Origin of the sequence: Caldisphaera lagunensis DSM 15908 (genome assembly GCF_000317795.1) — an archaeon.
In the GTDB taxonomy this organism is placed as follows: domain Archaea; phylum Thermoproteota; class Thermoprotei_A; order Sulfolobales; family Acidilobaceae; genus Caldisphaera; species Caldisphaera lagunensis.
Genome location: NC_019791.1, coordinates 1,297,778 through 1,324,627 on the forward strand (window position 1 = coordinate 1,297,778; position 26,850 = coordinate 1,324,627).

31 protein-coding genes, 2 tRNA genes and 1 pseudogene are annotated in these 26,850 nt (G+C 31.4%); 20 read left to right on the forward strand and 14 right to left on the reverse strand.

The window, feature by feature from the left end; all coding sequences use genetic code 11:
* The first annotated feature begins 121 nt into the window (after positions 1-121).
* The 7 genes from CALAG_RS06370 to CALAG_RS06400 all read left to right on the forward strand — a co-directional run bounded on the left by CALAG_RS06370 (position 122) and on the right by CALAG_RS06400 (position 5,426).
* Positions 122-772 (forward strand): 50S ribosomal protein L1, encoded by a 651-nt coding sequence (locus CALAG_RS06370; RefSeq protein WP_157463217.1) that lies wholly within the window; start codon positions 122-124, stop codon positions 770-772.
* Between the two features lie 5 nt (positions 773-777).
* Entirely contained in the window at positions 778-1,794 is a 1,017-nt protein-coding gene (locus tag CALAG_RS06375) for a 50S ribosomal protein L10 (RefSeq protein WP_015232916.1), read from the forward strand.
* Positions 1,795-1,796: 2 nt separating this feature from the next.
* Positions 1,797-2,195 (forward strand): hypothetical protein, encoded by a 399-nt coding sequence (locus tag CALAG_RS06380; protein WP_015232917.1) that lies wholly within the window; start codon positions 1,797-1,799, stop codon positions 2,193-2,195.
* Positions 2,196-2,278: 83 nt separating this feature from the next.
* On the forward strand, positions 2,279-2,944 hold the full coding sequence (locus CALAG_RS06385; protein WP_015232918.1) for a GntR family transcriptional regulator: 666 nt from the start codon (positions 2,279-2,281) through the stop codon (positions 2,942-2,944).
* A gap of 56 nt (positions 2,945-3,000) precedes the next feature.
* Positions 3,001-3,987 carry a thioredoxin-disulfide reductase gene (gene trxB, locus CALAG_RS06390; protein ID WP_048816812.1) on the forward strand — a complete coding sequence of 329 codons (987 nt, stop codon included), beginning with the start codon at positions 3,001-3,003 and terminating at the stop codon, positions 3,985-3,987.
* A 4-nt stretch (positions 3,988-3,991) separates the two neighbouring features.
* Positions 3,992-5,035 carry a 4-demethylwyosine synthase TYW1 gene (twy1, locus tag CALAG_RS06395; RefSeq protein ID WP_015232920.1) on the forward strand — a complete coding sequence of 348 codons (1,044 nt, stop codon included), beginning with the start codon at positions 3,992-3,994 and terminating at the stop codon, positions 5,033-5,035.
* A 55-nt stretch (positions 5,036-5,090) separates the two neighbouring features.
* Positions 5,091-5,426, forward strand: a complete 336-nt coding sequence (locus CALAG_RS06400; protein WP_048816813.1) for a hypothetical protein — start codon at positions 5,091-5,093, stop codon at positions 5,424-5,426.
* Here CALAG_RS06400 and CALAG_RS06405 read toward each other — a convergent pair.
* On the reverse strand, positions 5,384-6,154 hold the full coding sequence (locus tag CALAG_RS06405) for a hypothetical protein (RefSeq protein ID WP_015232922.1): 771 nt from the start codon (positions 6,152-6,154) through the stop codon (positions 5,384-5,386). The two genes, CALAG_RS06400 and CALAG_RS06405, sit on opposite strands and share 43 nt — an antisense overlap.
* A gap of 125 nt (positions 6,155-6,279) precedes the next feature.
* On the opposite strand from CALAG_RS06405, the gene CALAG_RS06410 reads away from it, so the two are divergent.
* The 6 genes from CALAG_RS06410 to CALAG_RS06435 all read left to right on the forward strand — a co-directional run bounded on the left by CALAG_RS06410 (position 6,280) and on the right by CALAG_RS06435 (position 9,580).
* Positions 6,280-6,540, forward strand: coding sequence for a hypothetical protein (locus CALAG_RS06410; protein WP_015232923.1), 261 nt, complete (start codon positions 6,280-6,282; stop codon positions 6,538-6,540).
* Positions 6,541-6,557: 17 nt separating this feature from the next.
* Positions 6,558-6,896 carry a hypothetical protein gene (locus tag CALAG_RS06415; protein WP_048816815.1) on the forward strand — a complete coding sequence of 113 codons (339 nt, stop codon included), beginning with the start codon at positions 6,558-6,560 and terminating at the stop codon, positions 6,894-6,896.
* Between the two features lie 32 nt (positions 6,897-6,928).
* Positions 6,929-7,038 (forward strand) — tRNA-Tyr (locus tag CALAG_RS06420).
* Positions 7,039-7,144: 106 nt separating this feature from the next.
* Positions 7,145-7,984 (forward strand): uridine phosphorylase, encoded by an 840-nt coding sequence (gene udp, locus CALAG_RS06425; RefSeq protein WP_015232925.1) that lies wholly within the window; start codon positions 7,145-7,147, stop codon positions 7,982-7,984.
* Between the two features lie 21 nt (positions 7,985-8,005).
* Complete coding sequence (locus CALAG_RS06430; protein WP_015232926.1) at positions 8,006-8,989, forward strand: MBL fold metallo-hydrolase; 984 nt, start codon at positions 8,006-8,008, stop codon at positions 8,987-8,989.
* 42 nt (positions 8,990-9,031) lie between these two features.
* Positions 9,032-9,580: a hypothetical protein gene (locus CALAG_RS06435; RefSeq protein ID WP_015232927.1), complete on the forward strand. Its 549-nt coding sequence runs from the start codon at positions 9,032-9,034 to the stop codon at positions 9,578-9,580.
* Here the strand turns inward: CALAG_RS06435 and CALAG_RS06440 are convergent, their stop codons facing one another.
* The 6 genes from CALAG_RS06440 to CALAG_RS06465 form a co-directional block, all read right to left on the reverse strand.
* Entirely contained in the window at positions 9,581-10,297 is a 717-nt protein-coding gene (locus tag CALAG_RS06440; RefSeq protein ID WP_015232928.1) for a formate dehydrogenase accessory protein FdhE domain-containing protein, read from the reverse strand. It abuts the gene before it with no gap.
* Positions 10,298-10,311: 14 nt separating this feature from the next.
* Positions 10,312-11,370 carry an electron transfer flavoprotein subunit alpha/FixB family protein gene (locus CALAG_RS06445; protein WP_015232929.1) on the reverse strand — a complete coding sequence of 353 codons (1,059 nt, stop codon included), beginning with the start codon at positions 11,368-11,370 and terminating at the stop codon, positions 10,312-10,314.
* Positions 11,370-12,218, reverse strand: coding sequence for an electron transfer flavoprotein subunit beta/FixA family protein (locus CALAG_RS06450; protein ID WP_015232930.1), 849 nt, complete (start codon positions 12,216-12,218; stop codon positions 11,370-11,372). Before CALAG_RS06450 ends, CALAG_RS06445 begins: the two co-directional genes overlap by 1 nt.
* Positions 12,219-12,230: 12 nt before the next feature.
* Positions 12,231-12,542 (reverse strand): ferredoxin family protein, encoded by a 312-nt coding sequence (locus CALAG_RS06455; protein ID WP_015232931.1) that lies wholly within the window; start codon positions 12,540-12,542, stop codon positions 12,231-12,233.
* On the reverse strand, positions 12,539-13,849 hold the full coding sequence (locus tag CALAG_RS06460; protein WP_015232932.1) for an FAD-dependent oxidoreductase: 1,311 nt from the start codon (positions 13,847-13,849) through the stop codon (positions 12,539-12,541). Before CALAG_RS06460 ends, CALAG_RS06455 begins: the two co-directional genes overlap by 4 nt.
* Positions 13,850-13,983: 134 nt before the next feature.
* Complete coding sequence (locus CALAG_RS06465) at positions 13,984-14,412, reverse strand: translation initiation factor IF-2 subunit beta (RefSeq protein ID WP_015232933.1); 429 nt, start codon at positions 14,410-14,412, stop codon at positions 13,984-13,986.
* A 118-nt stretch (positions 14,413-14,530) separates the two neighbouring features.
* On the opposite strand from CALAG_RS06465, the gene CALAG_RS06470 reads away from it, so the two are divergent.
* Both CALAG_RS06470 and CALAG_RS06475 read left to right on the forward strand, forming a co-directional pair.
* Positions 14,531-14,604 (forward strand) — tRNA-Ala (locus CALAG_RS06470).
* Between the two features lie 341 nt (positions 14,605-14,945).
* On the forward strand, positions 14,946-16,007 hold the full coding sequence (locus CALAG_RS06475) for a TIGR04084 family radical SAM/SPASM domain-containing protein (RefSeq protein WP_015232934.1): 1,062 nt from the start codon (positions 14,946-14,948) through the stop codon (positions 16,005-16,007).
* A 1-nt stretch (position 16,008) separates the two neighbouring features.
* Here the strand turns inward: CALAG_RS06475 and CALAG_RS08055 are convergent, their stop codons facing one another.
* The 3 genes and pseudogenes from CALAG_RS08055 to CALAG_RS06485 all read right to left on the reverse strand — a co-directional run bounded on the left by CALAG_RS08055 (position 16,009) and on the right by CALAG_RS06485 (position 16,976).
* Positions 16,009-16,341: a hypothetical protein gene (locus CALAG_RS08055; RefSeq protein WP_048816816.1), complete on the reverse strand. Its 333-nt coding sequence runs from the start codon at positions 16,339-16,341 to the stop codon at positions 16,009-16,011.
* A 45-nt stretch (positions 16,342-16,386) separates the two neighbouring features.
* A pseudogene (locus CALAG_RS08125) lies at positions 16,387-16,665 on the reverse strand (NAD-dependent epimerase/dehydratase family protein); the annotation flags it as partial.
* The gene (locus CALAG_RS06485) at positions 16,641-16,976 is read right to left on the reverse strand and encodes an NAD-binding protein (protein WP_048816817.1); all 336 of its coding nucleotides are present in this window, start codon (positions 16,974-16,976) and stop codon (positions 16,641-16,643) included. The pseudogene CALAG_RS08125 and the gene CALAG_RS06485, both read right to left, overlap by 25 nt.
* A 190-nt stretch (positions 16,977-17,166) precedes the next feature.
* Here CALAG_RS06485 and rimI point away from each other — a divergent pair, with 190 nt between their 5' ends.
* The 3 genes from rimI to CALAG_RS06500 all read left to right on the forward strand — a co-directional run bounded on the left by rimI (position 17,167) and on the right by CALAG_RS06500 (position 19,876).
* A complete protein-coding gene (rimI, locus tag CALAG_RS06490) occupies positions 17,167-17,736 on the forward strand; it encodes a ribosomal protein S18-alanine N-acetyltransferase (RefSeq protein WP_015232935.1) in 570 nt (189 codons plus the stop codon).
* 70 nt (positions 17,737-17,806) lie between these two features.
* The gene (coaBC, locus tag CALAG_RS06495) at positions 17,807-19,051 is read left to right on the forward strand and encodes a bifunctional phosphopantothenoylcysteine decarboxylase/phosphopantothenate--cysteine ligase CoaBC (protein WP_015232936.1); all 1,245 of its coding nucleotides are present in this window, start codon (positions 17,807-17,809) and stop codon (positions 19,049-19,051) included.
* On the forward strand, positions 19,052-19,876 hold the full coding sequence (locus CALAG_RS06500) for an NAD+ synthase (protein ID WP_015232937.1): 825 nt from the start codon (positions 19,052-19,054) through the stop codon (positions 19,874-19,876).
* Here the strand turns inward: CALAG_RS06500 and CALAG_RS06505 are convergent.
* A complete protein-coding gene (locus CALAG_RS06505; RefSeq protein ID WP_015232938.1) occupies positions 19,873-20,517 on the reverse strand; it encodes a hypothetical protein in 645 nt (214 codons plus the stop codon). The genes CALAG_RS06500 and CALAG_RS06505 overlap by 4 nt on opposite strands.
* 70 nt (positions 20,518-20,587) lie before the next feature.
* Between CALAG_RS06505 and CALAG_RS06510 the strand changes: the two genes are divergently transcribed.
* Both CALAG_RS06510 and CALAG_RS06515 read left to right on the forward strand, forming a co-directional pair.
* Entirely contained in the window at positions 20,588-21,367 is a 780-nt protein-coding gene (locus tag CALAG_RS06510) for an ABC transporter ATP-binding protein (RefSeq protein ID WP_157463220.1), read from the forward strand.
* Positions 21,357-22,562: an ABC transporter permease gene (locus CALAG_RS06515; RefSeq protein WP_245529232.1), complete on the forward strand. Its 1,206-nt coding sequence runs from the start codon at positions 21,357-21,359 to the stop codon at positions 22,560-22,562. Before CALAG_RS06510 ends, CALAG_RS06515 begins: the two co-directional genes overlap by 11 nt.
* A 14-nt stretch (positions 22,563-22,576) precedes the next feature.
* Here CALAG_RS06515 and CALAG_RS08095 read toward each other — a convergent pair whose 3' ends face one another.
* The 3 genes from CALAG_RS08095 to CALAG_RS06525 all read right to left on the reverse strand — a co-directional run bounded on the left by CALAG_RS08095 (position 22,577) and on the right by CALAG_RS06525 (position 26,762).
* On the reverse strand, positions 22,577-22,699 hold the full coding sequence (locus tag CALAG_RS08095; protein ID WP_281086579.1) for a hypothetical protein: 123 nt from the start codon (positions 22,697-22,699) through the stop codon (positions 22,577-22,579).
* 160 nt (positions 22,700-22,859) lie between these two features.
* Positions 22,860-24,233, reverse strand: a complete 1,374-nt coding sequence (gene serS / locus CALAG_RS06520) for a serine--tRNA ligase (RefSeq protein ID WP_048816818.1) — start codon at positions 24,231-24,233, stop codon at positions 22,860-22,862.
* 114 nt (positions 24,234-24,347) lie between these two features.
* Entirely contained in the window at positions 24,348-26,762 is a 2,415-nt protein-coding gene (locus CALAG_RS06525; RefSeq protein ID WP_015232942.1) for an STT3 domain-containing protein, read from the reverse strand.
* Between the last annotated feature and the right edge of the window lie 88 nt (positions 26,763-26,850).

Below are 26,850 nucleotides of genomic sequence, written 5' to 3' on the forward strand. Positions count from 1 at the left end.
ATGTTTTTCTTTCTTATATTAAATAGGAATAAAATAGTTTAACTTTAAAAACTAACGAAAGTGCTTAAAAATGCAGTAAAATATGATAGAGATGTAGAAGAGGGAAAAAATAATAGGGTGCATGAAATTGCCTTTAGACAATGAAATAATAAAGGGAGCAGTAGAGAAAGCAAAAATGCTTGGAAAGCAAAGGAAGTTTAAGCAAACAGTTGAGCTAATAGTAGCATTAAAGGATATTAATTTGAAAGGCAATGAAGGAAAGTTTAGAGAAGTTGTTTACCTGCCTCACGCCCCGTCAAAAGAACCAAATATATGTGTAATAGCATCAGGAGATTTGTTGCTAGAAGCGAAAAAGCTAGGGCTAAGGACCATTTCTAGAGAAGAGTTAAGCGCTATGAAAGGTAATAAAAAAGCTGCAAGAAATATTGGTAATAGTTGCGATTGGATACTTGTATCGTCAGACTTAATGAGTTTGGTTGGTAGTATTTTAGGTCCAGCTCTTGGTCCAAGAGGTAAAGTACCTATAGCAATTTCACCTAAATCAAATATAAGCGATGTTGTTAATAATTATAAAAGAGCTGTTTGGGCTAGGATAAGGAATGAACCTCAAATACAATGTAAAGTTGGAACTGAAGATATGAAAAATGAGGAAATCATAGATAATATAAACGCGGTATTTAATACAATAGAATCTAAAATAGGTATAGCAAAAATAGCTAGAGTATACGTAAAGAAGACTATGGGATTTCCTGTTGAGATAGCCTTAAGGTGATTAATATGTCAGTTATAGTTCAGAAAAAGGGGAGGAAAGAACCGCCTGAAAATAAAAGAAAAGAGCTCGAGATGTTAATTGAATTAATGAAAAGCAAAAAGTATGTAATTTTCGCCGATTTAGAATCTATGCCAACAAAGCAACTTCAGTTAATTAAGAAAGAATTAAGAAATGAAGCGATATTTAGGGTATCAAAGAAAAGATTAGTTTTAATGGCATTAGAGAGACTAGGATTAAATAAAGAAAAAATAGAACCCTATTTAAAGAAGGGAGTTTTAGTTATATTAACTGATACAAATCCATTTAAAGTATCAATGATGCTGGATAAACTAAAAATGCCTGCACCAGCTAAAGCAGGGGCACAATCACCAAAAGAAATAGTAGTTCCAGAAGGAGACACCAATATTAGACCTGGTCCAATGGTAAGTGTATTCGGTAAGCTAAAGATACCTTATGAAGTTAGAAAGGGAACTATTTATATAAAAAGTGATACTGTTGTTGCTAAAAAAGGAGACGTTATTTCTCAAGAATTGGCAAGCCTTTTACAACAATTAGGTATACAACCATTTGAGATAGGACTTAATTTAATAATTGCATGGGATAAGAGTACTATAATACCCAGCGATGTATTGCATGTAGATCTAGAAGCAATAAAGTCTGATGTAATTACTGCAGAAAAAGAAGCAATAGGATTAGCAGTAGAAGCAGCATATCTAGACGTGCCAGATGCAGTAAACTCAATATTGCTAACAGCAGAAAGAGAAGCAAATGCATTAATTCAAGAAGCAGGTCTTGCCTTAGATAAGGAAACAGCAGAATTAAGCGTAAAGAAAGCATATGTTGAAGAAGAAGCTATATCATCATCTTTGGGAGATAAAGCTAAGGAATTAGGCATTGAAATAACAAAACCAGTAGTACAGCAGCAAGAAAAGAAGAAGGAAGAAAAGAAAGAGGAGAAGAAGGAAGAAGAAAATAAAGAAGTAGATGTAAGCGAAGGACTTAGCGGATTATTTGGAATGTAAATATGAGCATAAGCGAACAATATTATAATTATATTTGGGAATGCGTAAGAAATGGATTAAAAAATGACGGTATAATTTCTTTAAAACATTATAATCGATTATTAGATAATTTCTTTAAAAATTATAAGGGCTTTTTTGATATTCCTCTCTATTTGCGTTTTTATTTAATTGTTCAGGCATTTATTTATACTACATTAGATCAAATTATTGATATTTTGATGGAAGAAGACGATTTAAAGAGTTTAGAAGGATATTTCAAAGAATTACTAAAGCTTTTAAATGAATTAAGAAGGGATATTATGCAAGAAGCTAAGGAATACAATGTTTATGATAAAAATTATGAAAAAACTTTAATTCTGGTTGATATTTTAAAAAGTTTTGTAGAAAGGCTAATAAAATAAGTTTGAAAATATTTTATATATTTAATATAACTAAAGAAAATAAATATAAATTTTGAACTGTATACAGAAGCTGGGGACAAAAAATGTCAGAAAACGAAGATAAGCAATCAAAGTATTCAGATATCGTTTATGATTTATTGAAGAAAGATATATTAAATAGGAGATTCGAGCCTAAAGATAAGTTAAGTGAAACAGCTTTATCAAAGTTATATAATGTTAGTAGGACACCTGTTAGAGAGGCTTTACATAAATTAGAAAAAGAAGGTTTGGTTGTTAAGTTATCAGATGGTTATCATGTAAGTTTTTTGACCAAAGAACAGATTCTAAAATTATTTGAAGTTAGATCAATATTGGAAGGATTAGCAGCTGAAAAAGCAGCTATGAATAGGGATCCAGAGCTATTAAAGAAATTAAGAGATGCAGCAGAAGAATTTAAAAAGATAAATAAAAATGATCCATTAGCAGCTGCTCATGCTAATGCTAATTTTCATGATATTATAGCTGATCTTAGTGGAAACGAATATTTAAGAGATATATTGAAGGATATAAGAAATAAATTAGCAATAGTTAGAATAGATTTGTTTGCCTCTACAAGCAGGATTGATCAAGAGATAGAAGAACATTGGAAAATTTATCAAGCCATAGAAAAAGGTGATCCTCAAGAAGCGAGAAAGGCCGCATTAGAACATCAAAACAATTTAATAGAGTTTATTAAATCCAAAAAAATGATTGGAGGCCTATTAATATAATTTTTTAATACTATAGCTTTTAAGCATTTGGTTCTATGATATTTTTGGTGAAAAATTTGTCGCTAAGATTAGGCACTAAGATATCAAGACCACCTAAAGGCGAGCTTTATGATGTATTAATAGTAGGCGGAGGACCAGCAGGATTTTCAGCAGCAGTTTATGCATCTAGATTTTTACTCAAATCAGCAGTAGTTTCAGAAGATATTGGAGGTCAATTAAATTTAACTGATGTTGTAGACGATTATCCAGGAACACTATCTATTAAAGCATCAGAACTTGTATCTAGATTCAGAGATCATGCTGAGAAATTATTCAAGGTACCTGTATATGAATTCATTAGCGTTAAGAAATTTGATAAAGTAGACGATGAATTTCATATAACTGGTAGTAATGGTCTTGATGTATATTCAAAGACAATAATTTTGGCAGTTGGATCGAAAAGAAGAAAATTAAACGTGCCTGGAGAAGATACCTTTACAGGCAAGGGAGTAAGCTATTGTAGTATATGCGATGCTCCTTTATATAAAGGTAAGGATAGCGTTGTCGTAGTTGGAGGAGGAGATGCAGCTTTAGAAGGTGCACTTTTATTAAGTGGCTATGTGAAGAAAGTTTATTTGGTCCATAGAAGAGATCAGTTTAGGGCTAAGCCATTTTATGTAAATCAAGTACTAAACAAGAAAAATATTGAAATTTTATATAATAGTGTTGTTAAGGAAATAAAAGGAGATAATTTTGTAAAAAGTGCAGTAGTATTAAACAAAGAAAATAATAATGAAAGAGAAATAAATATAGATGGAATTTTCATCGAAATAGGATTTGAGCCTCCAAAGGATTGGTATCAATCTTTAGGCCTTGAAACAGATGAAGCAGGTTATATTAAAGTAGATGATTGGATGAGAACTAATATAGAAGGAGTATTTGCTGCAGGGGATGCAACAAGTAAGTGGAAAGGTTTTAGACAAATTGTAACAGCTGCTGCATCTGGATCTATAGCCGCTTATAGTGCATATACTTATTTGACTGAAAAATCCTCTAAGAGGTGATAATATGGAAAAAGTAAAAATGCAGGATACATATGAAGCATTAAATGAGATACTTAAAAAACAAGGTTATCATTTAATTGGAAACCATAGTTCTGTTAAGAAGTGTTATTGGAATCATAAAGCTATTACAGAAAATAGATTTTGCTATAAATCGAAGTTTTACGGTATAGAAAGTCATAGATGTATTCAATTAAGCGTTTCAAATCATTGGTGTTGGAATGCATGTACTCATTGTTGGAGACTAAGACCACAAGATGTAGGTTTGGAATGGAATGAAACGAACATGCCTTATAACGATGATCCTAAGTTTATTGTAGATAACGCAATAAAAGAGTATAGAAGAATTATGAGCGGATATAAAGGAAGACCAGGGACTGATATAAAGATGTATGAAGAAGCTATGAATCCAAAGCATGTTGCTATAAGCTTAACGGGTGAAGCAACTTTATATCCAAGGCTTGGAGAATTAATAAAAGAATTTCATAGTAGAGGTATATCAACTTTTCTTGTAACAAGAGGTATAAGACCAGATATATTGGCTAATTTAGAAGAAGAACCTTCTCAAATATATATAAGTTTAGAAGCATGGGATAAGGATTCCTATAATTTGTTTAATAAACCATTAGTTCCCAGGGGCTGGGAGCTAACTATGGAAACACTAGAAATGCTACCAAGTTTCTCATCAACAACAGTTTATAGAATTACAGTTGTTAAGGGATTTAATGATAGTGAAGAAGCTATTAATGGATTTGCAAAGTTAATTAAATTAGGAATGCCCAATTATGTAGAAGTAAAGGCCTATATGTTTGTTGGAGCAAGTAAGGGAAGACTCACAAGAGATAATATGCCCAACTATGAGGAAGTAAAAGAAGTTGCACAAAAGTTAAGTAAAGCATGTGGATATCCCATTGTTAGCGAGAGTAAGCCAAGTAGAGTTGTATTATTAAGCAATATGGATAAACCAATAAGATATGGAAATGGAATGCCCATGGGATGGAATAGTATAGAAGAAGAAAGTCCTGGAGAATATGAAGAGGACGAACCATAAATAATGCTCCCGATGATTGAACGGTCTTTGATCGAAAATTTTTGATGTGATTATCATGGGTGCAAGCTCTGAGGGGGCTGACGCTATTAAAGAAATAAAAAGAATATTAGAAATATTATTAGAAAATTATAATAAATTTTTTAATAATGATGAAAGATTAAATAGCGATGGTATAAGGCTCTATAAGAGAATATCTTATTATTTATATTTAATAGACCAAAAAGATATCGTTAATTCATATAAAAAATCTTTCAGAAATCCTACGTTAGAAAATATATTAGATTTTGCAAGACATTTTATAAAAGATGTGGATAATATAATTAAAATTAGTGCATTTAATGAAATTTATTACGATACCGTATTTAAAGATGTCAAGTTAAATGACAAATAATCAGCTGAACTTACACCTATTGTCATTTGGGAAGAAATGGAAACACCATTTATGTAAACTATTGTTGCTGCAAAACTAACTGGGTAGCTTGAGGGTATAACAGATGTAGAAGCTGGTGATATAGATATTTCTATACCTGGATATTTCTTATTGAAAACTGGAATATCTGTAAATCCCAAGTTAACAGTTGCATACGAATTTGGAGGTTGTGCTTGGCCCAATGATATGGCTTGCCAATCTACCTTGTATAATTGACCAACATAATAAATAGCATATAGAGGACCTATTCCTGGGAATGGCATTAAAGATGAAGAACCTGTAAATGGATTAGTAAAGTAATATGAACTAGTATAGAATGTATAATAATAAGTTGAATTTAGAGGTATTGTTGTATTTCCAACAACTACTCCTAAAAATGTTAGTCCTGTTTGGTTGTATTTATAAACAATTTTTTCTGCAACTGTATTTGTTGTAGCATTATAAAGCAATGCTGTTCCATTTTGGTATGTTATGTTATTGAAGAGCTCTACATAAGAATATCCATATATTGGTGAATAGATTTGATATTTCAAATAAGAGATCTTATTCATAATTTGGTATAAAGATGGTTGAGGATAAATATGTGTTAAAGGCTTTGAATAACTACTATAAGTATAAAGTCCAATTCCAGATGAAATTAATGTTGCTGCAAATAATACTATCATTATTGTTGTTGCTCTAGAGACCATATTTATTCCCCCTTTACCTTATGCAGTATAGGATTATTAAACCTACTTTTTAATCATATAGAAATTTAAAGGCCTTAAAAAACATTTTAAATCTGAACCATAGATAAAAGTTAAGGTGCAGAGAAGTGACGATCGGCTTAGCAAAAGGAGCAAATTCGATGGGTCATGTAGGTTGGATAACTGTAAGATGCCGCATATGTGGAAGGTACTTGGATTTATCTGGTCAAAAACCAAACGCAAGGCATGAAGAAGTAGTATATGCATGCCCTAAGTGCGCAAAAACGCTAAACGTTTATTTCTGCGCAGCTGATGCAAAGAGGCTTAGATATCACTGTCCTTATTGTGGCTCTCAATTAACAGTTGTATCTCCATTAATTGAAGGATAACCTCTTTGGTGTATGTATTGATAGAAGAATTTCTTTTAGATGGAAACCAAAGGGGTATAAAAGTATTAACTGATAATGAAGCTTTTTATTCCATAGATTATTATGAAAAAATAGATTTTGAACCTGAATGTATAAAAAAGGTTTCTATAAACAATTTGGAACTTTGCTATTTTAATATAAATGAAAGGTGTAAAGGATTAATGGTAAAGAGCTCTGATTTTATAGAAATCATTTCTCTTAGGTATTTTATGGATAAAGAGGAATATAATAAAATAAGCGATAAAGAAATTTATACCAGATGTTTAGAATTAATAAATAATTTTAAACTAAATTATAAAAAAGAGCAAAACCCTTAAATCCTTAGTTACTAAATTATATGTGAAGCCGGCCCGCCGTAGCTCAGCGGTAGAGCGCCCGGCTGTAGTGGGACAGGGCTGTATCGGCCTTATCTTAGCCGATACCGGGTGGTCCGGGGTTCAATTCCCCGCGGCGGGACCATCCCCTCTAACTGAGGAGCCATTTAATTTTACTTCATCTAATTTTGCTTAATTGAGGAAAATATTTTAGAATTAGAATAAAAATATAATGCTTTGGTGAATTAATTATGAATGAAAAGCTATTAAGCGCTAATAGGCCTGAGAGCAAAGATGGCAGACAATACCATATAAATCTTTCTTATGGGGAAGTATCAAAATATGTTCTATTGCCAGGAGATCCTGATAGGGTAGAAATAATAGCATCATTTATGGATTCATATAAAATAATTTCATCGCGTAGAGAATATAAGACAGCAAATGGCAAATATAAGGGAATTGATATTTCTATAACTAGTACTGGAATTGGGGGTCCATCAATTTCAATAGCATTAGAAGAACTTTTGAGAGCAGGTGCAAATACTTTTATTAGGATTGGCACATCTGGTGCTTTACAACCGTTTATAAATGTTGGAGATCTAATAATTGGAACGTCTTCTTTTAGATTAGATGGTGCAAGTAATGATTATGTTGAAAGGGGATATCCTGCAACAGCAAATTATGAAATAGTTAATGCTTTGATACAGGCTGCAGAAAGCTTAAATGTTAGATACCATGTAGGGATCATTGCTAGCACAGACACATTTTATGTAGGTCAAGGAAGGCCTGGATTTAATAATTATTTGCCAAAAAATAAGGAAAACATCGTTGAAGATCTTATGAAATTAAATGTTTTAGCATTTGAAATGGAATCTTCAACCTTATTTACTTTATCTCAAATATTCAAGGCAAGAGCAGGGTGTGTTTGTTCTGCTGTAGCAAATAGAATTAAGGATGAGTTTGTTGTTAATGCAGGAATAGATGATGCATCTAAAGTTGCTTTAGAGGCAACAAAAATTTTATATGAGTGGGATGGAATTAAAGAAAAATATAATAAGAAATGGTTTTATCCGGGCCTAATTAAGCTATAATTAGAGACAAAGTGAAAAAGTATGGATGATGTAGTTATAGAGAAAAGCGGAGCAATATTATTAGGAAAAAATTTTACTATAGATGGATATAGTAATAGATCAATAAGGGTTGTTACACATGCGCATGAAGATCATATGAAGGGGTTAAGGAGAAGTATAAAGGATAGCATTTTTATTGTCGCAACGCCAATAACTCATGAATTCTTAAACATATTAGGTTATCATATACCTAATGAGAAAATAATAAAATTAGATTATGATAAGACCATAGATATAATGGACGAAAAAATTACACTAAAGAAGTCTAGGCATATAGCTGGTAGCGCCCAAGTAGTTGTTGAAACAAATAATGCCATAGTTGGATATACAGGGGATTTTAAATTACCTGGAACTGAGCCTTTAAAAGACTTAGATACATTAGTTGTAGATGCTACTTATGGAAATTTAAAATATCAAAGAGGATGGGCTGATTGGGACGCGCTTGCTGCATTAATGAATTTAATAAATGAATATTCTAATAAAGGGCCTATTTATATATATGGATATAATGGAAAACTTCAAGAAATAATGGTGATGTTAAGAGAAAGGGGGGTAAACAATAGGTTTTTGGCTGATGAAAAGACACTAAAAATGGCACAAATAGCTTCAAACTATTATGGAATCAACTTAGGAAATGCTTCTATATATAATAAAGAATTGGTTGATGTCGACTCCATAATTTTTATTCATTCAACTAGATATCAAAATTTCAATAAACTGGAAGGAGTTCATGTTTTGCTAACTGGATGGGAACTAAGAGGTGTTGCAGTGAAAGTTGATGAGAATCAATTTAATGTTTCATTTAGTGATCATGCAACATTTAAGGAAATAATAGAATATATAAAGGAATCAAACCCAAAAAGAGTTATAATAGATGGGTCTAGAAGTCAAGATCCATGGTATATTGCAAAATATTTATCTAAAGTATTGAATTTGAAAGTTGATGTACAGCCAATATTTAGTTAAAAATATAATATTTGCAAAATTTTATAGATGATGGTGGGCTAAGTGGAAAATAATCAACAGATGAAAAAATTAAAACTACTCAAATCATCTATGAATTATTTTGGATCCTATGAAACTATTTTACCTCCAATACTAATGAGCTCAGGAATCATAATAGGTATAATTGCTAATATCCTTCAATCATATCAATTTATTTCTTTATCATTGATTATGGCCGCTATAACAATTGCTTTTGCGGGGTCAGCTATGGAGATAACTTATTTGCTTATATTGAAAAGAATGGAAAAGGTATTGTTGAATACAAATCAAAGCCTTGCATTAAGTATAGTAATAATAGCAGTTTTAATGATGTTATATTTTATAGTAATTGGAATGCCATTAGTTCATTACTATGAATCTGGTATTTTAAAAAAGTTATATATGTCAACAGAAGATAAGAAAAAATGCATTTTTGATAATCCAATATTATCTTTAATAACATTTGGATATGGTTTATCCATTTATCAGGCATGTAGTGGAGTAAATGTTATTAAGATAATAAATAATGCAATAAATAACTTATCTATTGCTAATACTTATGTTAATGCTTAATTAGATATCCTTAGGTAATGCTCCTTTAAATTTTTCTCCTCCCAATGCTATTAAAGGCAAAACTATTGATGGTGCTTTTATAGATTCATCAAGTATAATTCTCCAACTAGATTTGCATTTTTGACAGAATACTAATCCGATCCTTCCCTCTTTATCACTAAAGATTCCTAGGCTAAATTCTTCATCATTTCCACAATATGGACATACAATTTTTTTATCGGAAACCTTCCAAGTATAGCCACAAAAGTGACATACCATTTTATATTCATTATTTGTTTTTATCATTGTTTTGCTTTCAGAACCACATACTGGGCAATAAGGACTTTGGTTTGATATATTTCCATTTTTTTCCTCAAATTTTTCCGCATAAAGTCTTGATAATGCTTGTAAAACTATTAGTGAAGTCTTAGCTCCTTTAAAATCCATATTTCCTTCTAATGCTTCTTTTAATGCATTGTCTGCATCTTTTTTCTCAATCTCTTCCCCCAATGATTTAGAGGTTTCTTTTATCAATTCTTGCAATGTGCCTTGTTGTGATAATGATGAGACAAAGCTATTAAGGTCATCATATTGCAAATTGCTAATCATTTTATTTATATCGTTAATTATGTTGAGCTGTATTTCTTCTATTTTTCTTGCTATTTCAATATCTATCTTAAACCCAGCTAAATGGCCATACCTTCTTATCGAAGAAACAAATTCTTCAATATTATTCAAAAAAATCAGGCTCCTTATAATTGTTTTTTAAGAGATTCAATTTCTTTTATTAGAGCTGGAATTACTTGTTTATAATCTGCAACTATTCCATAGTCTGCTTGAGAGAATATTGGAGCATTTGGATCATTATTTATTGCTACAACAACCTCAGCCTCTCTAATGCCGAACATGTGTTGTGCGGCCCCACTTATTCCTACAGCTAAGTATAATATTGGTTTTACTGACTTCCCTGTTTGGCCTACCTGTTTCTCATGTGGTATCCATCCCATATCAACAGCTTTTCTGCTACCGGCTACTGCTGCATTCATTTTTGATGCCAATTCTTCTAATAACTTAAATCCTTCAACATTTCCTAAACCTTTTCCTCCACTTACTATAAGATCAGCTTTTTCTATTGGAACTTCATTTATAGGCAATAATTTTCTTGAGACTAATCTTGCCTTTGGTTTTGGTATATAATCAATCTTTTCTTCTATGATCTCCCCATTTCTATTAGGATCTCTTGGAGGTAATTTGAAAACATTTGGTCTTGCAGTTCCTATTTGAGGCCTTCTTGTTGGTGTTTTTATATAAGCTAGCAATACAGCTCCAAATGGAGGTCTTATTAATAGTACATCCTTTGTCTTCTCATCGACATCGAAATCTGTACAGTCTGCAGTTATTCCTGCTCTTAAAGTATTTGCTACATAAGGTCCTAGTTCTCTTCCTTTCATTGTTGCTGAAATAAAAATAACAGCAGGTTTATATTTTTTGGCTAACTCAGCTATAGTCCTTGCATAGATATGAGGAGAATACATGGAAAGCCTTTCATCGTCTAGTACTATAACTTCATCAGCTCCATATTCTATAAACTCTTTTGCATATTTCTTTACATTATAACCAACTAACAATCCAACTATTTTGGTATTTAATTTTGATGCTATTTTATTTGCTGGAGTTAGCATTTGTAAACTAGGCTCAGATATTCCATTTTCATCTACTTCTCCTACTACCCATACATTTTTGAAATCATTAACGTTTTGGCAATCCCATTCCGGGCATATGTTACAATCTTTTTTAGGTTCAGAACTCATTATTTGCCACCCCCCTCTTTTAACGCTTTAATTATAGCCTTAGAAGCTTTTTCATCTTCAAGTAGTGTTTTTATTAGCCATTTTGCTGCATCTTCACCATCTTTTGGTTTGTAAACTATCTTTTTCCTTGGAACCTCCGGAACATCAACTGTTTTAGCTACTATTGTTGGTGAGCCTTTTAATCCTGTGCATCTGGGATCTAGCTTCATTTCATTATTTGTCCATGTTACAATTGGCTTCTCAACCTTATAGCGTATTTTATTTATAAGTCTAACGGGTCTAGGCTTCAAAGCTTTCATATGTGTCCCAATAACTGCAGGCATTTCTACTTCCCAATCTTCAATGGCATTTTCTAATACTCTTTCTACCAAAACCTTGTTGTTATCAATCAATTTGACGCTATGGGCATAATAAATATAAGGCCAATCTAGCCAACTCGCTGTTTGTGCACCTATATGTGCAGTACTTGAATCTATTGTTTCTTGACCAAATATTGCTAAATCTACTTTACCTATTTCTTTATCAATTTTTTCTATTGCTTTTGCTAATACATAGCTCGTTGCTAATGTATCCGCACCCGCATAGACTCTATCTGAGACCAAAATAGCTCTATCTACTCCCATTCCAATTAAATATTCTAATCCTCTAATGGCTGGAGGAGGAGACATTGTTAATGCTATTACTTCCCCTCCATACGCATCTTTTAATTGAAGTGCCAATTCTACTGCTGGCATGTCATGAGGATTAACTATGCTAGGTACGCCTTCTCTAATTAATGTACCTGTCTTAGGATCAATCCTAACTGATGTTGTTCCAGGAACCCATTTCATACCGACTACAATTCTCACTTATATCACCCCTTATGTAAACCTATAGAAAATACCCTTTCCACTTTTTGGATAATTCCAAGTTATTGCTTCCATCGGGCAAATGACTCTGCATGTTCCGCATTCTACACAACCTTCATAGCTAAATACTATGCCATTATCTGATAATACGTAACACCCTGCTGGGCATAGGTAAACGCAAGGCTTGTCTGGACAGTTTTTGCATTTATTATAATCAACAATTATGTGTGGATCTTCATCAACATTCCATATATCGCTTTGTAAAATATCTTCCAATTTCATTGGTTTTTCCTCTTTCTTCTCAGTTACTTGAGTTGAGCTCATAGAGTTTTCACCATCCCAAAAGCTTGAGAAATTAAATCAAAAGGTCCTACTTTCTCTTCCTTTAATGCCTGCATTAAGGCATCATATATAGTTTCTTGTGTAAACTCCCCTTCAAACATTTTTTCCATAACCTTCATTAGTATTGATGGATACTTTGACATTAATGGGCTATTCATTAACATCTCAGCCCCCCTATGCTTAAACAACTCATTATACATAAAGCTTCTTCTGATGTTTTTATCATATATCTCTAGGTTTTCATATGTAAAGCCTCCATTATTTCTAGCATATTCTACAGCTTCTGCCGCAAGTTTTCCACTGTAAACTGCATAATCTACTCCTCTAAACGTATAACCAGTAGATAATAGAAGGCCTGCTGCATCGCCTACAATTAATAAGCCTGGATATGCGAATTTATTTGGCATAAAATGTGTCGCTCCTTCAATAGTTAAATGCGCTCCATATTCTGATATTATTGCATCCTTCCAATAAGGTCTAAAATATGGATGGAATCTAAAGTCTTCGATTAGTTTAGAAACATGCTCATCTAATTGCCCATTTTCAATAAAGTTTATGGCATGTTTTAAATGGAATACAAGCCCCATACTAATTGAATCTTTGTTTGTATATATAAATCCTCCACCTGGAACTCCTTTAGTTATATCTCCCATAATAACCCATGCAACCCCTTCATTTGGGCCAACATTAAAACTCGATTCTATATTGCTTGCCCCTGTTTTTAGAATCTCCTTAACTCCTAAGGCTATGTTATCAGGTTTTAATCTTTCAACAATCCCTAACCTTTCTAATAAAAGTCTATTAACACCTTCGGCATCAATTACTACATCAGCCTCAATAAAATCCGGACCGCTTCTCACTCCAACAGCTTTTCCATCTTTCATTACTATTTCATCTATTGTAACTTCAGTTACAAATAAAGCGCCGGCATCCTCAGCCTTTTTTGACATCCATTGAGTTAATTGTGTTAAATACGAAACAAAGCTGATCTTCTTCTCAGCCTTATATTCAACAGTTATGACTTTTTCACCTTGAACCATACTTATTCTTTCTTTTGTTACCCATCTTTGTATTGGTGCTTCTTTATCTAGTTCTGGCCATACCTCTCTTATTGGAGGTGCATAGACTCTTCCTCCATAAAGATTTTTGTCTCCTAATCCCCTGCCTCTTTCTATAAGAAGAACTTTAAACCCTTTTTTTGCTAGTATGTACGCAGCCGCAGACCCCGATGGCCCAGCTCCAACTATAATAACATCAAACTTAGTAGGTATATCAGGCAAATCATTCACCCAAATCTATATTTCCAATATAGCAAATTATTAATAAGTGGTTAAAAACTAATTTAAAATACTTATAATAAACGTAAACTATATGAATATTTATTATTCTATTTAATCTTTGCTTTTATATAGAAATAATTAATTTAAAAAGCCTTTATTGGCTGTTCTGCACCGCAAGCTTCACATCTTAAAATCCATATTTTGCCACGATGCTCAATTCTGGTATCAATACTTCCACAAGTTGGACATTTTACATAGGATTTTATGAAAATATCTAATAACTGTTCTATAACTTTTCTAGAAACCTTAACGTTTAAAACTAATTGACCTGATACTTCTTCATAAGAACCAGCTGAAGCTAATTCTTTTAACAAATATCTAGAAACTAATGTAGGATCTCTCTTCAATTTTTGCGAGATGTCTCTAAAATTCTTTATTATGCTTTGTGTTCCAACTCTTATTAATTGCGGTTCTGGTAATTGTAAATCAGATGTACCGCTTTTTGGAGGTATTTTTTTGTAGACCCTTTCTAATAATTTATCATAATCTTGCAATAATTTATCATCTTGCATGCTCTATCCCTATGCTCCTGTAAATGCAGAGGTTATTAATTATTATCAATTTTAATAAGATAATGTGAAAACTCTTATAATCATTTTTAAATCCTAGGAATAACGATAATTATCGCGTGGGCCGGTAGCTCAGACTGGAAGAGCGCTCGGCTTGCACCCGAGAGGCCCCGGGTTCAAATCCCGGCCGGTCCATTTTTATTAAAAAAGTTATTGAGGTAATTAGACGAAATAATATAAATGAAGTATAGCATTATCTTTCTCATGTTAGTAGAAACATTTTTATACCTAATTTTAGCTTTTGTTGATTATTGACGAAAAATCTCCAACATTGGCAAGGTGAACTACCCTGCCCTCATGGAAGGGGGCAAAAGTCCACTTAACCCCCATCTAGTTAAAAAGGGCGTAAGAGTAAGGTATGTTAAGGTTGTTTACCAAGCTGGATGAGATGAATGGATTATCTAAATGGATAGTTACGAGCTAAACTCTATGCTAGAATGAGTATAATTAGAAGAATATGCAGGGATGAACTAATGGTGCTGTGGCTGATAATAACAACCGGTAAATGCAATTTAAAATGTGATTATTGCGGAGGATCTTATCCAAATAAATTTGTACCTTGGAATATAAAATACGATATAGAAAAATTAAAAGAGTTGATTTTAAAGGATAATTTCCCTACTGTTATATTTTATGGAGGAGAACCGTTATTAAATTATAAATATATAATGAATGTTATGGATAACATAAAAAAAGCAAGATTTGGAATACAAACAAATGGTCTTTTAGTTAAACTTTTACCAGAAGAATATTGGAAAAGAATTAATGTTGCATTGTTATCCATAGATGGAAGAGAAGAAATAAATGATAAACATAGAGGAAAAGGGGCCTACAATAAAGTTATTAATGCTGTAAAATACTTAAAGGAAATAAATCCTAATATAGAGACAATTGCTAGAATGACTGTAACAAAGGATTCTGATATATATGAGGAGGTTATGCATTTAATAAAACTAAAATTATTTGATAAAATACATTGGCAGCTTGATGTAATATGGGATGAAAAATGGGACTTTAATTCATGGGCTGAGAACAGCTATCTTCCTGGTCTTAAGAAATTAATGGAATATTTTTTAGATGGTTTAAGAAATGGAAGATTGATAAAAATTATTCCTTTTCTTGGTATATTAAGCGCTCATTATCATCAAGGATTTATAGGATATCCATGTGGGGCTGGATATAAATCTGTAACAGTTTCTAGTGATGGAAGAATTTTATCATGTCCAATAGCTGTAAGAGAAAATTGGTCGGTTCTTGGTTATGTAAATAAAGGTTTTAATTTAATAAAAGACCCCTTGCCTGATTATTGTAAAAATTGTGATTTAAAAAGGTATTGCGGCGGTAGATGTTTATACATGCATATGGAACCTTATTGGGGCAAAGAAGGATTTATAAGCGTTGATAATATTAATAAAAAATACATTAAAATGGTTTTATCAATAATACCTGAGGTAGATAATTTGATTAAAAATGGTATTATAAGTTTAGATAGCCTATATTATGACCCAACTCTTGATTCAACAGAAGTAATCCCATAGATTATGGCTTGAAATTACTATTTTCTGCATAACTTATAAAATCATTAAATGCATCTTCAAAAGGGGTAAACTTAAAATCTTCTAAATATCTACTTTTGAAAATATAAGATCCTTTAATAGATCTATAAATCATTTTTACAGGTGAAGTATATGGAGTTATATGATATAAAAATTTGATCAACCCACTTAAGGGTATGGTAATGCATCTTTTCTTTTTAAAATAATCGCAAATTCTAGAAGAGACCTTTTCAAGATCAATTTTTTCTGGCCAGTTAACATAGATCCATTTACCATCGAACTTCCCATTGGTTGATATATCTACTACTTTAGCCAAATCTTTTGAATAAACAAGATTTTCTCCCCCAATTTTTATTTTTATATTTCTTTTAGCTAAATTATAAATATATTTCCATTGCGTTTCATACGCATATGGACCAAAAACTGTAGTTGGCCTTAATATTACAAATTTATTTTTTAGATCATCTTTATTTTTTATTAATAATTTTTCACCTTCAGCCTTTGAAATTTCGTATGGAAACTTTTGATTGAAAATTTCTTTATTTAAATGATCATCTTCTTCAAATAAAATTGATCCTTCTTTGATCTTAGCTTCACCTATTGAACCAACACTACTTATATATATATAACTCTTGATGATATTTCTTTAGCGACCTTAATTACATCTTCTAAAATATTTACATGGGCAACCATCATTTCTTTTAGATTCCCTGAAATTATTCCTATTGTGTAAATAAAATTATCTGCATCTAGATTCTTTAAACCATTATAATCAATTTTATCTAAAACAATGAATTCTGCCCCCAATTCTTTTAATCTTTTAGTTATATTAGGCCTCTTTTCTATTGAAGATTTTCTGGTAACAATAACCACATTACTATCTTTAGATAATTCTTCTGCGATGTTTACTCCAACAAAACCAACGCCCCCTATTATAGCATTTTTGCTCATATCATATCCACAATTTATTTTATAGAAAACTAATTTTTTAAGTATTTATTTATATTAAATAAATTAATGAGATAGTTTTAATACATCCCTTAACATTACTAAATTGTTTCTTTTTGAATATTTAGAATTTGTTTTGAATATAGGGTTTTATATTTCTTCGTTTTTTAAAAATACCTAGACAGGTGGAAATTTGAAATACAATTCAAACGATTTCATAATAAGGGTAGCAAATGAAGATGATATACCAGAAGTAATGGAAGTAAATCTAAGGACTTTACCTGAAAACTATTGGTATGGTTTTTATAAGTTCGTATTAGATAGATGGGGTGATATATTTCTAATTGCGGAACTAAATGGAAAAATTATAGGGTATATAATGAATAGAATTGAAGATACTAGAGATCCAGTATTATTAGGCAAAGAAAATGAGCTTTCCCATAATAAGGAAAAGAAAAAAAGTTTTGATAACATAATGTCCTCTTTAAAAAATGTTTTTTCCGAATCTCATAAAGTAGGTCATGTAATATCAATAGCTGTTCTTCCGGAATATAGGAAAAAAGGTATTGGAACTGCTTTATTAAAAGAGGCAATCTCTAGGATGAAAGATAATTATAATGCAGAATCTGTTTATTTAGAAGTTAGAGTATCGAATAATGATGCTATAAGTTTATATAAAAAGATGGGATTTGAAGAGGTTAGAATTATAAAAGAATATTATAGGGATGGAGAAGATGCATACGTAATGGTAAAAATATTATAAAATCAATGCATTTTGATATAAAAGCTTAGTTTTTAAATCTTTTAAATAAAGGTATAATAGGTGTTTGGGTTTGGATATCGAAGAATCTAAGTTTCATCCATCATCTGCTATTATAAAAAGTTATAGTGATAATCTTTATGATAAGTGCATAATTTTAGCTGTAACTGCAAGTATTTCCCTTTACCGATCATTAGATACAGCAAGATGGTTACTAAGAAGAGGTGCTAAGGTAAAGGTAATAATGACTGAAGAGGCATCAAATCTAATAAGTCCTGATATGTTTTATTGGGCAACCGGTAATAAGCCTATTGTAAAGTTAACTGGTGCAACAGAACATGTTGCTTTAGCAAAAGAATGTGATTCTATGCTAATAGCCCCAGCAACCTTTTCAACTATGTCAAAAATCGCATATGGAATAACTGATAACCCAGTTTCCTTAACAGTGATAACTGCTATGGGATACAACAAACCTATTGTTTTGGTACCTGCAATGCACGAAAAAATGGAAAATACAATACAATACGAAGAAATAGAAAAAAGGCTAAAACAAAGCAATATTTTCATAATAAGTCCTTATGTTGCAGAAGAAGTTGCAAAATATCCTGATCCTCAATTTGTTGCAAGGGTTACCGCTTCTCATACATTAAGAGGTTATGATATGAAAGGATTGAGAATTTTAATAACTGCAGGTGCAACAAGGTCATGGATAGATGATGTAAGATTTATAACAAATCCTAGCTCTGGTAGAATGGGCATTGAGTTATCCATCGAATCATATTCTAGAGGTGCAACAGTAGATCTAGTTTATGGCCATACAGAAGTACAGGTTCCACATACAGTAAATTCTTATCATGTAGATACAACAAATGAAATGGCAAATAAAATAAGTGAGTTAACATCTAAATATGATTATGATATAATAATAGGAGCTGCAGCCCCTGTTGACTTTAATGTTGAAAAATATGAGGGTAAAATGAAAAGTGAACTTAATTATCAAATAAATTTGGTACCAGCTAAAAAAGCATTAAAATCGATATCTAAAAGGCCCAAGGTATTGATATCGTTTGCAGCAGAATCAATAAAAAATGACCAAGAATTAATAGAAAAAGCTAGAGAAAAGATAGCTAAATATAACTCAGACATAGTTGTTGCAAATCCAGCCAATTTATCTGGAATAGGTTTTTCAAGTCTCTATGATAGAGCGATTCTAATATTTAATAATGGAAAAATAATTGATGTTGAGAAAACTTTAAAAGAAAACCTAGCTAGAATTATATTAGATAGTGCTTTAAGTCTAATTAAAGGGGGAATTTAATTGAAAATAACTATAAATGATGTTACCAACATTGATTATGAATATGCCAGAAAAAATATAGAAAAATTCATAAAAAATGAACTAGAATCTTCAAGAAAAAATGGTTATGTTGTAGGACTTAGCGGGGGAGTAGATTCTGCACTTACTTATTACTTGGCAGCTGAGGCTGTGGGTATAGAGAAAGTGTTTGCATTAATAATGCCTGATACAACTACTACTCCTAAGGAAGATGTAAACGATGCTAAGGATTTAGTTAAAAGGCTTAAAGGTCAAATGAATGTTATAGATATTTCTCCGATAGTAGAAGTTTACAAATCAACTATACCTATTTATCAGGAAGAAGATAACATACCATTAGGTAATGTTAGAGCTAGAATAAGGATGACTCTACTTTATTATTATGCTAACAAAATGTCAATGTTAGTTTTAGGTACTGGAGATAGGAGCGAGAGCTTTGTTGGTTATTTTACTAAATATGGAGATGGAGGAGTTGATTTATTACCAATATCTTCTTTGCTTAAATCTCAAGTAAGAAAATTAGCCCAAAAACTAGGAGTACCAGATAATGTTGCATTAAAACCTAGCAGTCCTAGATTATGGGTTGGTCAGCTTGCAGAAAAAGAATTAGGTATTTCATACGATCAGATAGATTTGATAATATATTCAGTTATTGATAAGGGGTATTCTTTAAAAGAAGCATCAGAAATGACTGGAATTAGTTTAGACATAATACAAAAAGTTTTTGATATGAATAAAAATAGTGAACATAAAAGAACTTTCCCCAAATCATTAAGCACAAATGAGGTAATAAAATATTTAAGCTAGCCTTCATTTTCAAATTCTATTTCTTTAAACACATTTTTCTTTACAGAGCTTTTATTTGATCCTATTATTAAGCCTTCAGCAATATCAATTATCTTTTCAGCAATATCAATTTCGCTTATAAGCTCGTCTTCATACTCCGACTTTGCTTTAGTTAGAAATTCAACAATTCTAGGTAGGTCATTAAATGCTATTTTTCTAAGCTCCTTTTTTTCATCTTCTGTTATCTTTTTTCTTTTTGACATCTTTTCTAATATGTTCAAAATTCTTTCAGGATCTAGGCTGTAGAACTGTATTTTAAGCAACTTAAGTTTTGGATCTTCGTTATTAGTTGATGTACCATCATAGCTATATAAAGCATCTTCTAAAGATTGTTTATCTATTATGTTCCACCAGTGCTGAGATCCAGATTTATATGTAGTTCTTATTATTTCATATTCTTTTTCAAGTTTTGCTAATAGAGGAACTGGGTTATAATCTAGGCCATATTTTATAAGGAAATCTTTTACATCCCTTAGATCAAAATCACCTAATTTTGCTTTTTTATAAGTTTTTGAGGCATCGAGGAGGGACTTTAATACGTAATACCCTCTTTCTCCATATTTTGCTAAGAACTCTTTTAAATTGGTTCCCTCCCCTTCCAATATATAGCACCTTTGTTTCATTAATACTAATAATTTTCAGGTTTCTCAGAGTATATTAGTGAATTACATAATGAGTAAAACAGTTGAGGTTCCTATAGACAATAATACCCAATATTCAATAATTGCAGAAAAATTATATAAAAAAATAGGTAAAAAAGAAGTATTAAAAGGAATTGATCTAAAAATAAGGAAAGGAGAGATTCATGTAATAGCTGGGCATAATGGAGCAGGAAAGACAACTCTTTTTAGAATACTTGCAGGATTATTAAAATATGACTCAGGAAAATTATTGGTAATGGGTTTCGATCCATCAAAAAATCAGAATGAAATTAGAAAGTATTTAGGTTATGTTCCAGAAGACTCCTCTCCTTATGATAGACTAACTGGCTTTGAAAACTTAAAGTTATTCGCCTTAATATATAGCAATGGAAATGAGAGTTTAGCTGAAAAATATATTAAACATGGAGCTGAAATTTCTGAATTAAGCTATGAAGATTTATCAAGAAAAGCTAGTGAATATAGTAATGGTATGAAAAAAAGGTTGTTAATAGCAAGGGCAATGATGCATGATCCTAAGCTTGTTTTGCTTGATGAACCTACCAATGGTTTAGATGTTTTTTCTGCATATAAAGTAAGAAAACTGATTAAAACCATGTCTAATAGTGGAACGACATTTGTTATAGCCACTCATAACATGTCTGAGGCAGAGATGTTAGCAGATAACGTGAGCTTTATTGCATATGGAACTGTTCTATATTCAGGATCAGTAAAAGCGGCCATTGAGGAATTTAAATCCGTAAATCTTGAAGAAGCGTTTATTAAAGCTGTTGGTGAAAAATATGAAATCTAAGGCAATAATTTGGAAGGAACTCTTAGATTTGAGCAGGGATAGAAAGACTCTTGCAGCAATGATATTAATACCATTTATAGGATTACCAGCAATAGCTTTGCTAGCTAGTGGATTAACACAAACTCAAACAACAACAGTTTATATAGAAGTATTGGATAACAATTCAAACAATATTGCTAAATATATTTCATATCAATTGATTCAATATTCTAAGATTAATGGATTAAGAGTTAATGTTACAATTTCAAATGAAACGCCCAGTAGTGTTTATAACTTGTTATTAATTATTCCTAAGGGTTTCTATGAAAATATATCAAGTATTGACGGAGTAGGCACAGTTTATTTGAAAAGTTTAGTAGGAAGCCTTCAAAGTAGCGAAGTTGAATCTATAATAGAATCTATAATAACTCAATTAGAAAATAATATTGTCACAAATAGGGTACAAAAATTATCAAATATATCAGGAATAAAAATAAATACAAATAATTTCCTAAACCCTATCAATATATTTACAGGTTATTATTTGCCATCAGGAAAGCCTGCTAGTGCAGCTCAAGTAGAGCTAAGTCTTTCAGCAAGATTACTAGAGTTTTCTTTGTTTTTTGTAGCAAATCCAGCTATTGTTTTTATGGGTGATAGTATTCTTGGAGAAAAAGAAAGAAAAACTTTAGAGACCCTAATTTCAACACCTTCTTCAAAGACCAGTTTAATAATTGGTAAAATGATTGCATCAGTAATAATAGGCTTAATTACTGCAATAGCAGATAGTTTAGGAGTTATTATTTATTTATCAATGATAGCACAAGGAGAATTGAAATTAACTGCTGGCTTAATATTGGTGACTTTTTCCGTAAGTGCATTGTTAGTAGTAATGACTGCTGCTATAATAACACCAATAGTGTTAAGGAGCTCTTCTGTAAGATCTGCACAGGCTATGTCTTATTTAATTATGATGGTGGCATTGGGTATTTACTTTAGTACTTTATTTGTTGATATCCAAAGACTACCTTATTATATAGAGGATATATTGCTAGTAATTCCTTTCACTCATGCAGCGCTTGCTGTTTCAAATTTTGTGTTAGGACAATATCTAAATATGGGTATAAATTTCCTAGTTATGATAGGTTTTACATTGCTAGGTATATATATTTCCATAAAGACTTTTGATAGCGAAAGATTAATCTTATCTAAATAGCATTAAAAATTATTTTATGCTCCTTCTGCAAAGACTGATACGGTATACCAATCGAGTTTTATTTCATCATCTTTGGTTATTTTGAATTCTATTTTATTTTTCTTGAACTCTTTTCCAGTATATATTTCTTGGCTCACTTCTTTCACCCGTTTAATATATATGCGACTAAGCCTTATAAAGAGGAGCCCTAGTAAAGTTAGACTTCTGTCTATTGTATTAATTTAGAATAATTTAAAATTAAAATATAAATTAATTTTTATTTGGGGTATAAAGAAATAATTAAATAACTATTAAATGTTAAGGTCTTTTATTTCTAGGTATAATAACGTCTTTAGGAGCCTTTTCAAAAGGTTCTAAATATTTCCTAAGAACTTTTGGTATTATCACAGATCCATCAGGTTGCTGGTAATTCTCTAAGATAGCTGTTATAGCTCTTGTTGATGCAATGCCGGTACTATTTAGCGTATGAACATAATCTCTAATCATGCCTTTTCTTCTAATAAGCCTAATATTGAGTCTATAAGCCTGCCAATCTGTACAATTACTCCCGCTAACCATTTCCCTATATTTCCCTTGTCCTGGCATCCATACTTCTAGGTCATATTTCTTTACAGCACAAGCTCCTAAGTCTCCAGAAGCTATGTTAACAACTCTATATGGTAATCCTAATCCTTGGAAGATTTCTTCAGAGTTCATAATTAGTTCTTCATGATATTTTTTGCTGTCTTCTGGAAGTGAATATATGAATTGTTCAACTTTATGGAATTGATGTACCCTAAATATACCTTTTAAATCTCTATTTCCAGCTCCTGCTTCTTTTCTAAATGCTGGACTAAATCCAACATATTTTTTAGGTAACTCGTCATCATACAATTCCTCATTATAGTATAGAGCTGCTATTGGATGTTCAGCAGTTGCGATCATGTATAAATCTTCGTTATCAATTTTATATATAGCATCCTGGAAAGTAGCTAAATCTATTACTGAGTTAATTATATCATATCTTAGCATATAAGGTGGTAATACTAATGTATATCCCTTAGATGTGAGCCTATCTATTGCATAAAACAATAATGCAAAATCAAGCCATACTATATCATCAAATAGATAATAGAACCTTGAACCAGAAACTTCCCCTGCCTTTAATGTATCTCCTAATTTTAAAACGTTTTCAAGAACATCAGCATGGCCTATAGGTTTATAATCGATTATTTCATAATCAGGCTTAAACCCATATTTTTCAGTTTGTTCTTTAAATTGATCTAAATATTCTTTGTAAACTTTTGCTCTGCCCCAAAATCTTATTGGTACTGTTGCCTCTTCTCCTCCTATAGGGACATCGTCTAAAACGATATTGGGTAGATTTCTCAGCATCTTATCTCTTTTTTCCTCTATTTCATTAAGTTCTTTCTCGGCATTTTCCAATTGATTTCTTAATTCTTTTGCTTCTTCAAGAAGCTTCTTTTTTTCATCATTTTTTGCTTTCGCTATTGAACTGCTTACCTGGTTATGTTTATGTCTTAACTCATTGATTTCTGTCAAAACTCTTCTCCACTTATTATCAAGTTCTAATGCTTCATCAATTATTTTTGTATCCATTTGCCTTTTTTTAATGCTTTCTTTTAGTTTATCTGGATCATTTCTAAGTAATTCCAATATTGACCAGGGCATTTTACACACCAAAGAAATGTAAAAAATAGTACTATTTTTGTTTATCTAAAGAAATAAATTATTCTCTTAATGAAAAATATCTTAAAAAAGAAAAAATTTATCAGATGGAAAAGATTATCCTATCCATTTGTATAAGAATACTATAACACTATAGAAATAAACAGAGTTTCCATTATTTATGTTAACTGGGTTTGAAACAAAAATTGCTACAGGAGCGAATTGATGTAATGGGGTTGGAGTTATAGGCTGTGGAACAAAGCCTGATGAAGTTGCATATGCAATAGCTGTAGGAGTAAAGTTGGTTGCATTTTCTAGAAATCCTGCACCTTGTCCAAATACCCCATATTGTTTTAAGTCAACAATTCCATTTAGCATCATGCTATAAATTAATGTATTCAATACATTTGTAACATTTTGGGAAGGACTTCCTATAAATCCTGGGAATTGAATAAATGTTGCACCTTGATATGTTGTTTCCGAAGTATAGTTTGTAAATAATGGTGAAGACAAAAATGGATTAACTTTATATGCAATTCTTAACATTTGATAAGATTTTGCTATATCTCCCATACCATATGTAATTGCATAGAATTGTGAAGTTGAGCTAAGAGTTATTATATTTGGGTATGGAAACATAACAACTTGCCCTGTGGAGTTTTGATACATGCCCACAAATACATCGTATGTCAAAAGGTAAGTATTGTTAGGCTTTGCATGTAAGTAATTTAATAGTGCAGATGCCTCATCTTCATTACCAGTTAATATACTTGCCAAAACTTGTATTTGTGTACCATTTAATGTAGCACCATCAGCAACTGTGGTTCTATTAGAATTCACTGTTATCCAATAACCATAATCCCACCAACTTATTACAAGCGAATTATTACTCGTATTTTGCTTTAAGTAATTCAATGCCATATCCCATGCATTGTTTATAGGTACGACAATTTTTGTTCCAGAAGCTGTTTGCAATGTAAATGGCTGCATCCAACCTGTGCTCAGTGCCGGAGCCATATATTGCATAGATGCATAATCTTGGTATGCATAATAGACCCCAAAACCTAAGATAATTATTCCCAAAAATACTGCTATTATTAATGCTGTTGTATCTATTTCGTTACTAGTCTTGATTTGTTTTCCTTTTCTAACACTGGTTTCTTTTTTGAATGCTAATAACAAACCAATAGTTATTCCTGCTGTTATATCAAAGAAATAATTTGCAGACGCTAAGAAATAAGATTCATTGACATTACCATATAAAAATAGGAACGCTGCTATGAAAAACGCAACTATAAGTGTTTCACTTGCTATTCCTATTTTCTTTTTAATTAAATAATAAATTAATACAAACAAACCTATTATAGAGACAAAAATAACAGGTCCATATGATTGAAATATAGAAGATAGAGTTGTACCTGAATACTCAGCAACAGTAAGTGCAACCACAGATGAAGTAGGTGTAACTCCTAATGCAAGCAACACTCTAGAGGGGAATGATAGGATATCTGAATAAATTGCTGCCCCAATTATTGCAATTCCAGCTATAATAACCCATATATGAACTTTATAGCTAAAATTCTTAGTTATACCTAGCTTGTTTAATGGCAATTTATCCATATACGCTTCTATTAAATAAACTATAAGCAGTATTGGTATAGCAAGGCCTAGACTTTTTATAAAATAATGTAATCCTGCTGCTGGAGATAAAATGACTGGTATAGCAAATCCTATAGATAAAAAGAGATGTTTAAGCCAATTGTTAAAATTAGGCTTTGATATGAAGGGGTCTAATACCAAAATTAGAGATATCAAAAGCGTTATATAATCATATCCTCCCCAAATCCATGATACGGCTCCAGCTATTAATCCTCCAACAAATAAGTAGACCAATGATCTTATTCTTTTGAAAGATTTATATCCTAATGCTAAAAATAAAAAGGATAATGAGAAGAAGGCAAGACCTGCATTTGTTTTTCCCGGATAGTCTGCGAAGGCTTTAAACAAAAAAGCACCTGGATAGAATGCAAATGCAAATGAAGATACTAATCCTGCTATCCTTGAATTTGTTAATTTCCATATCGCAAAGAATAGGGCAATAGTACTCAAGCCAGCCATAAAAACTGGCTGAAGAGATAATGTTTGAATAACAGTAAGACCAAATTTACTGGTAAAGTATTTCGTTACAAAAGCTATTATCATTGCTCCTCCTAAATATTCTGTTCTTAAAAAGTTTCTTCCTTCTGGATACCAGAATAGCTTCACATCTTTAAGTCCTGCCAAATTGAATCCATTATGATAGAAATAGTTTGATAGCCAATATAATATCCATGGATCGTTTCCATTTAATACATTTATACCATACAGCTTTGCAGGAATTAGCCTAATGTAAACAGTTACTGCTGTGATTACTACAGCTAAAATTATAGCTATAATAGTTCCAAATTTATTATTTAAAATTTCCATAAGATTTTTCATATTAAAATTTTTTGATCCCTTTCCTTGCTCACTTTTCCTATTAACTTTACTCACCCTTATCCCCACTTACTAATTCTTTGTAGTATATTATACTCTATCAGGTTATAAGTATTTAAATTAATTTTTATATATATTATTATAA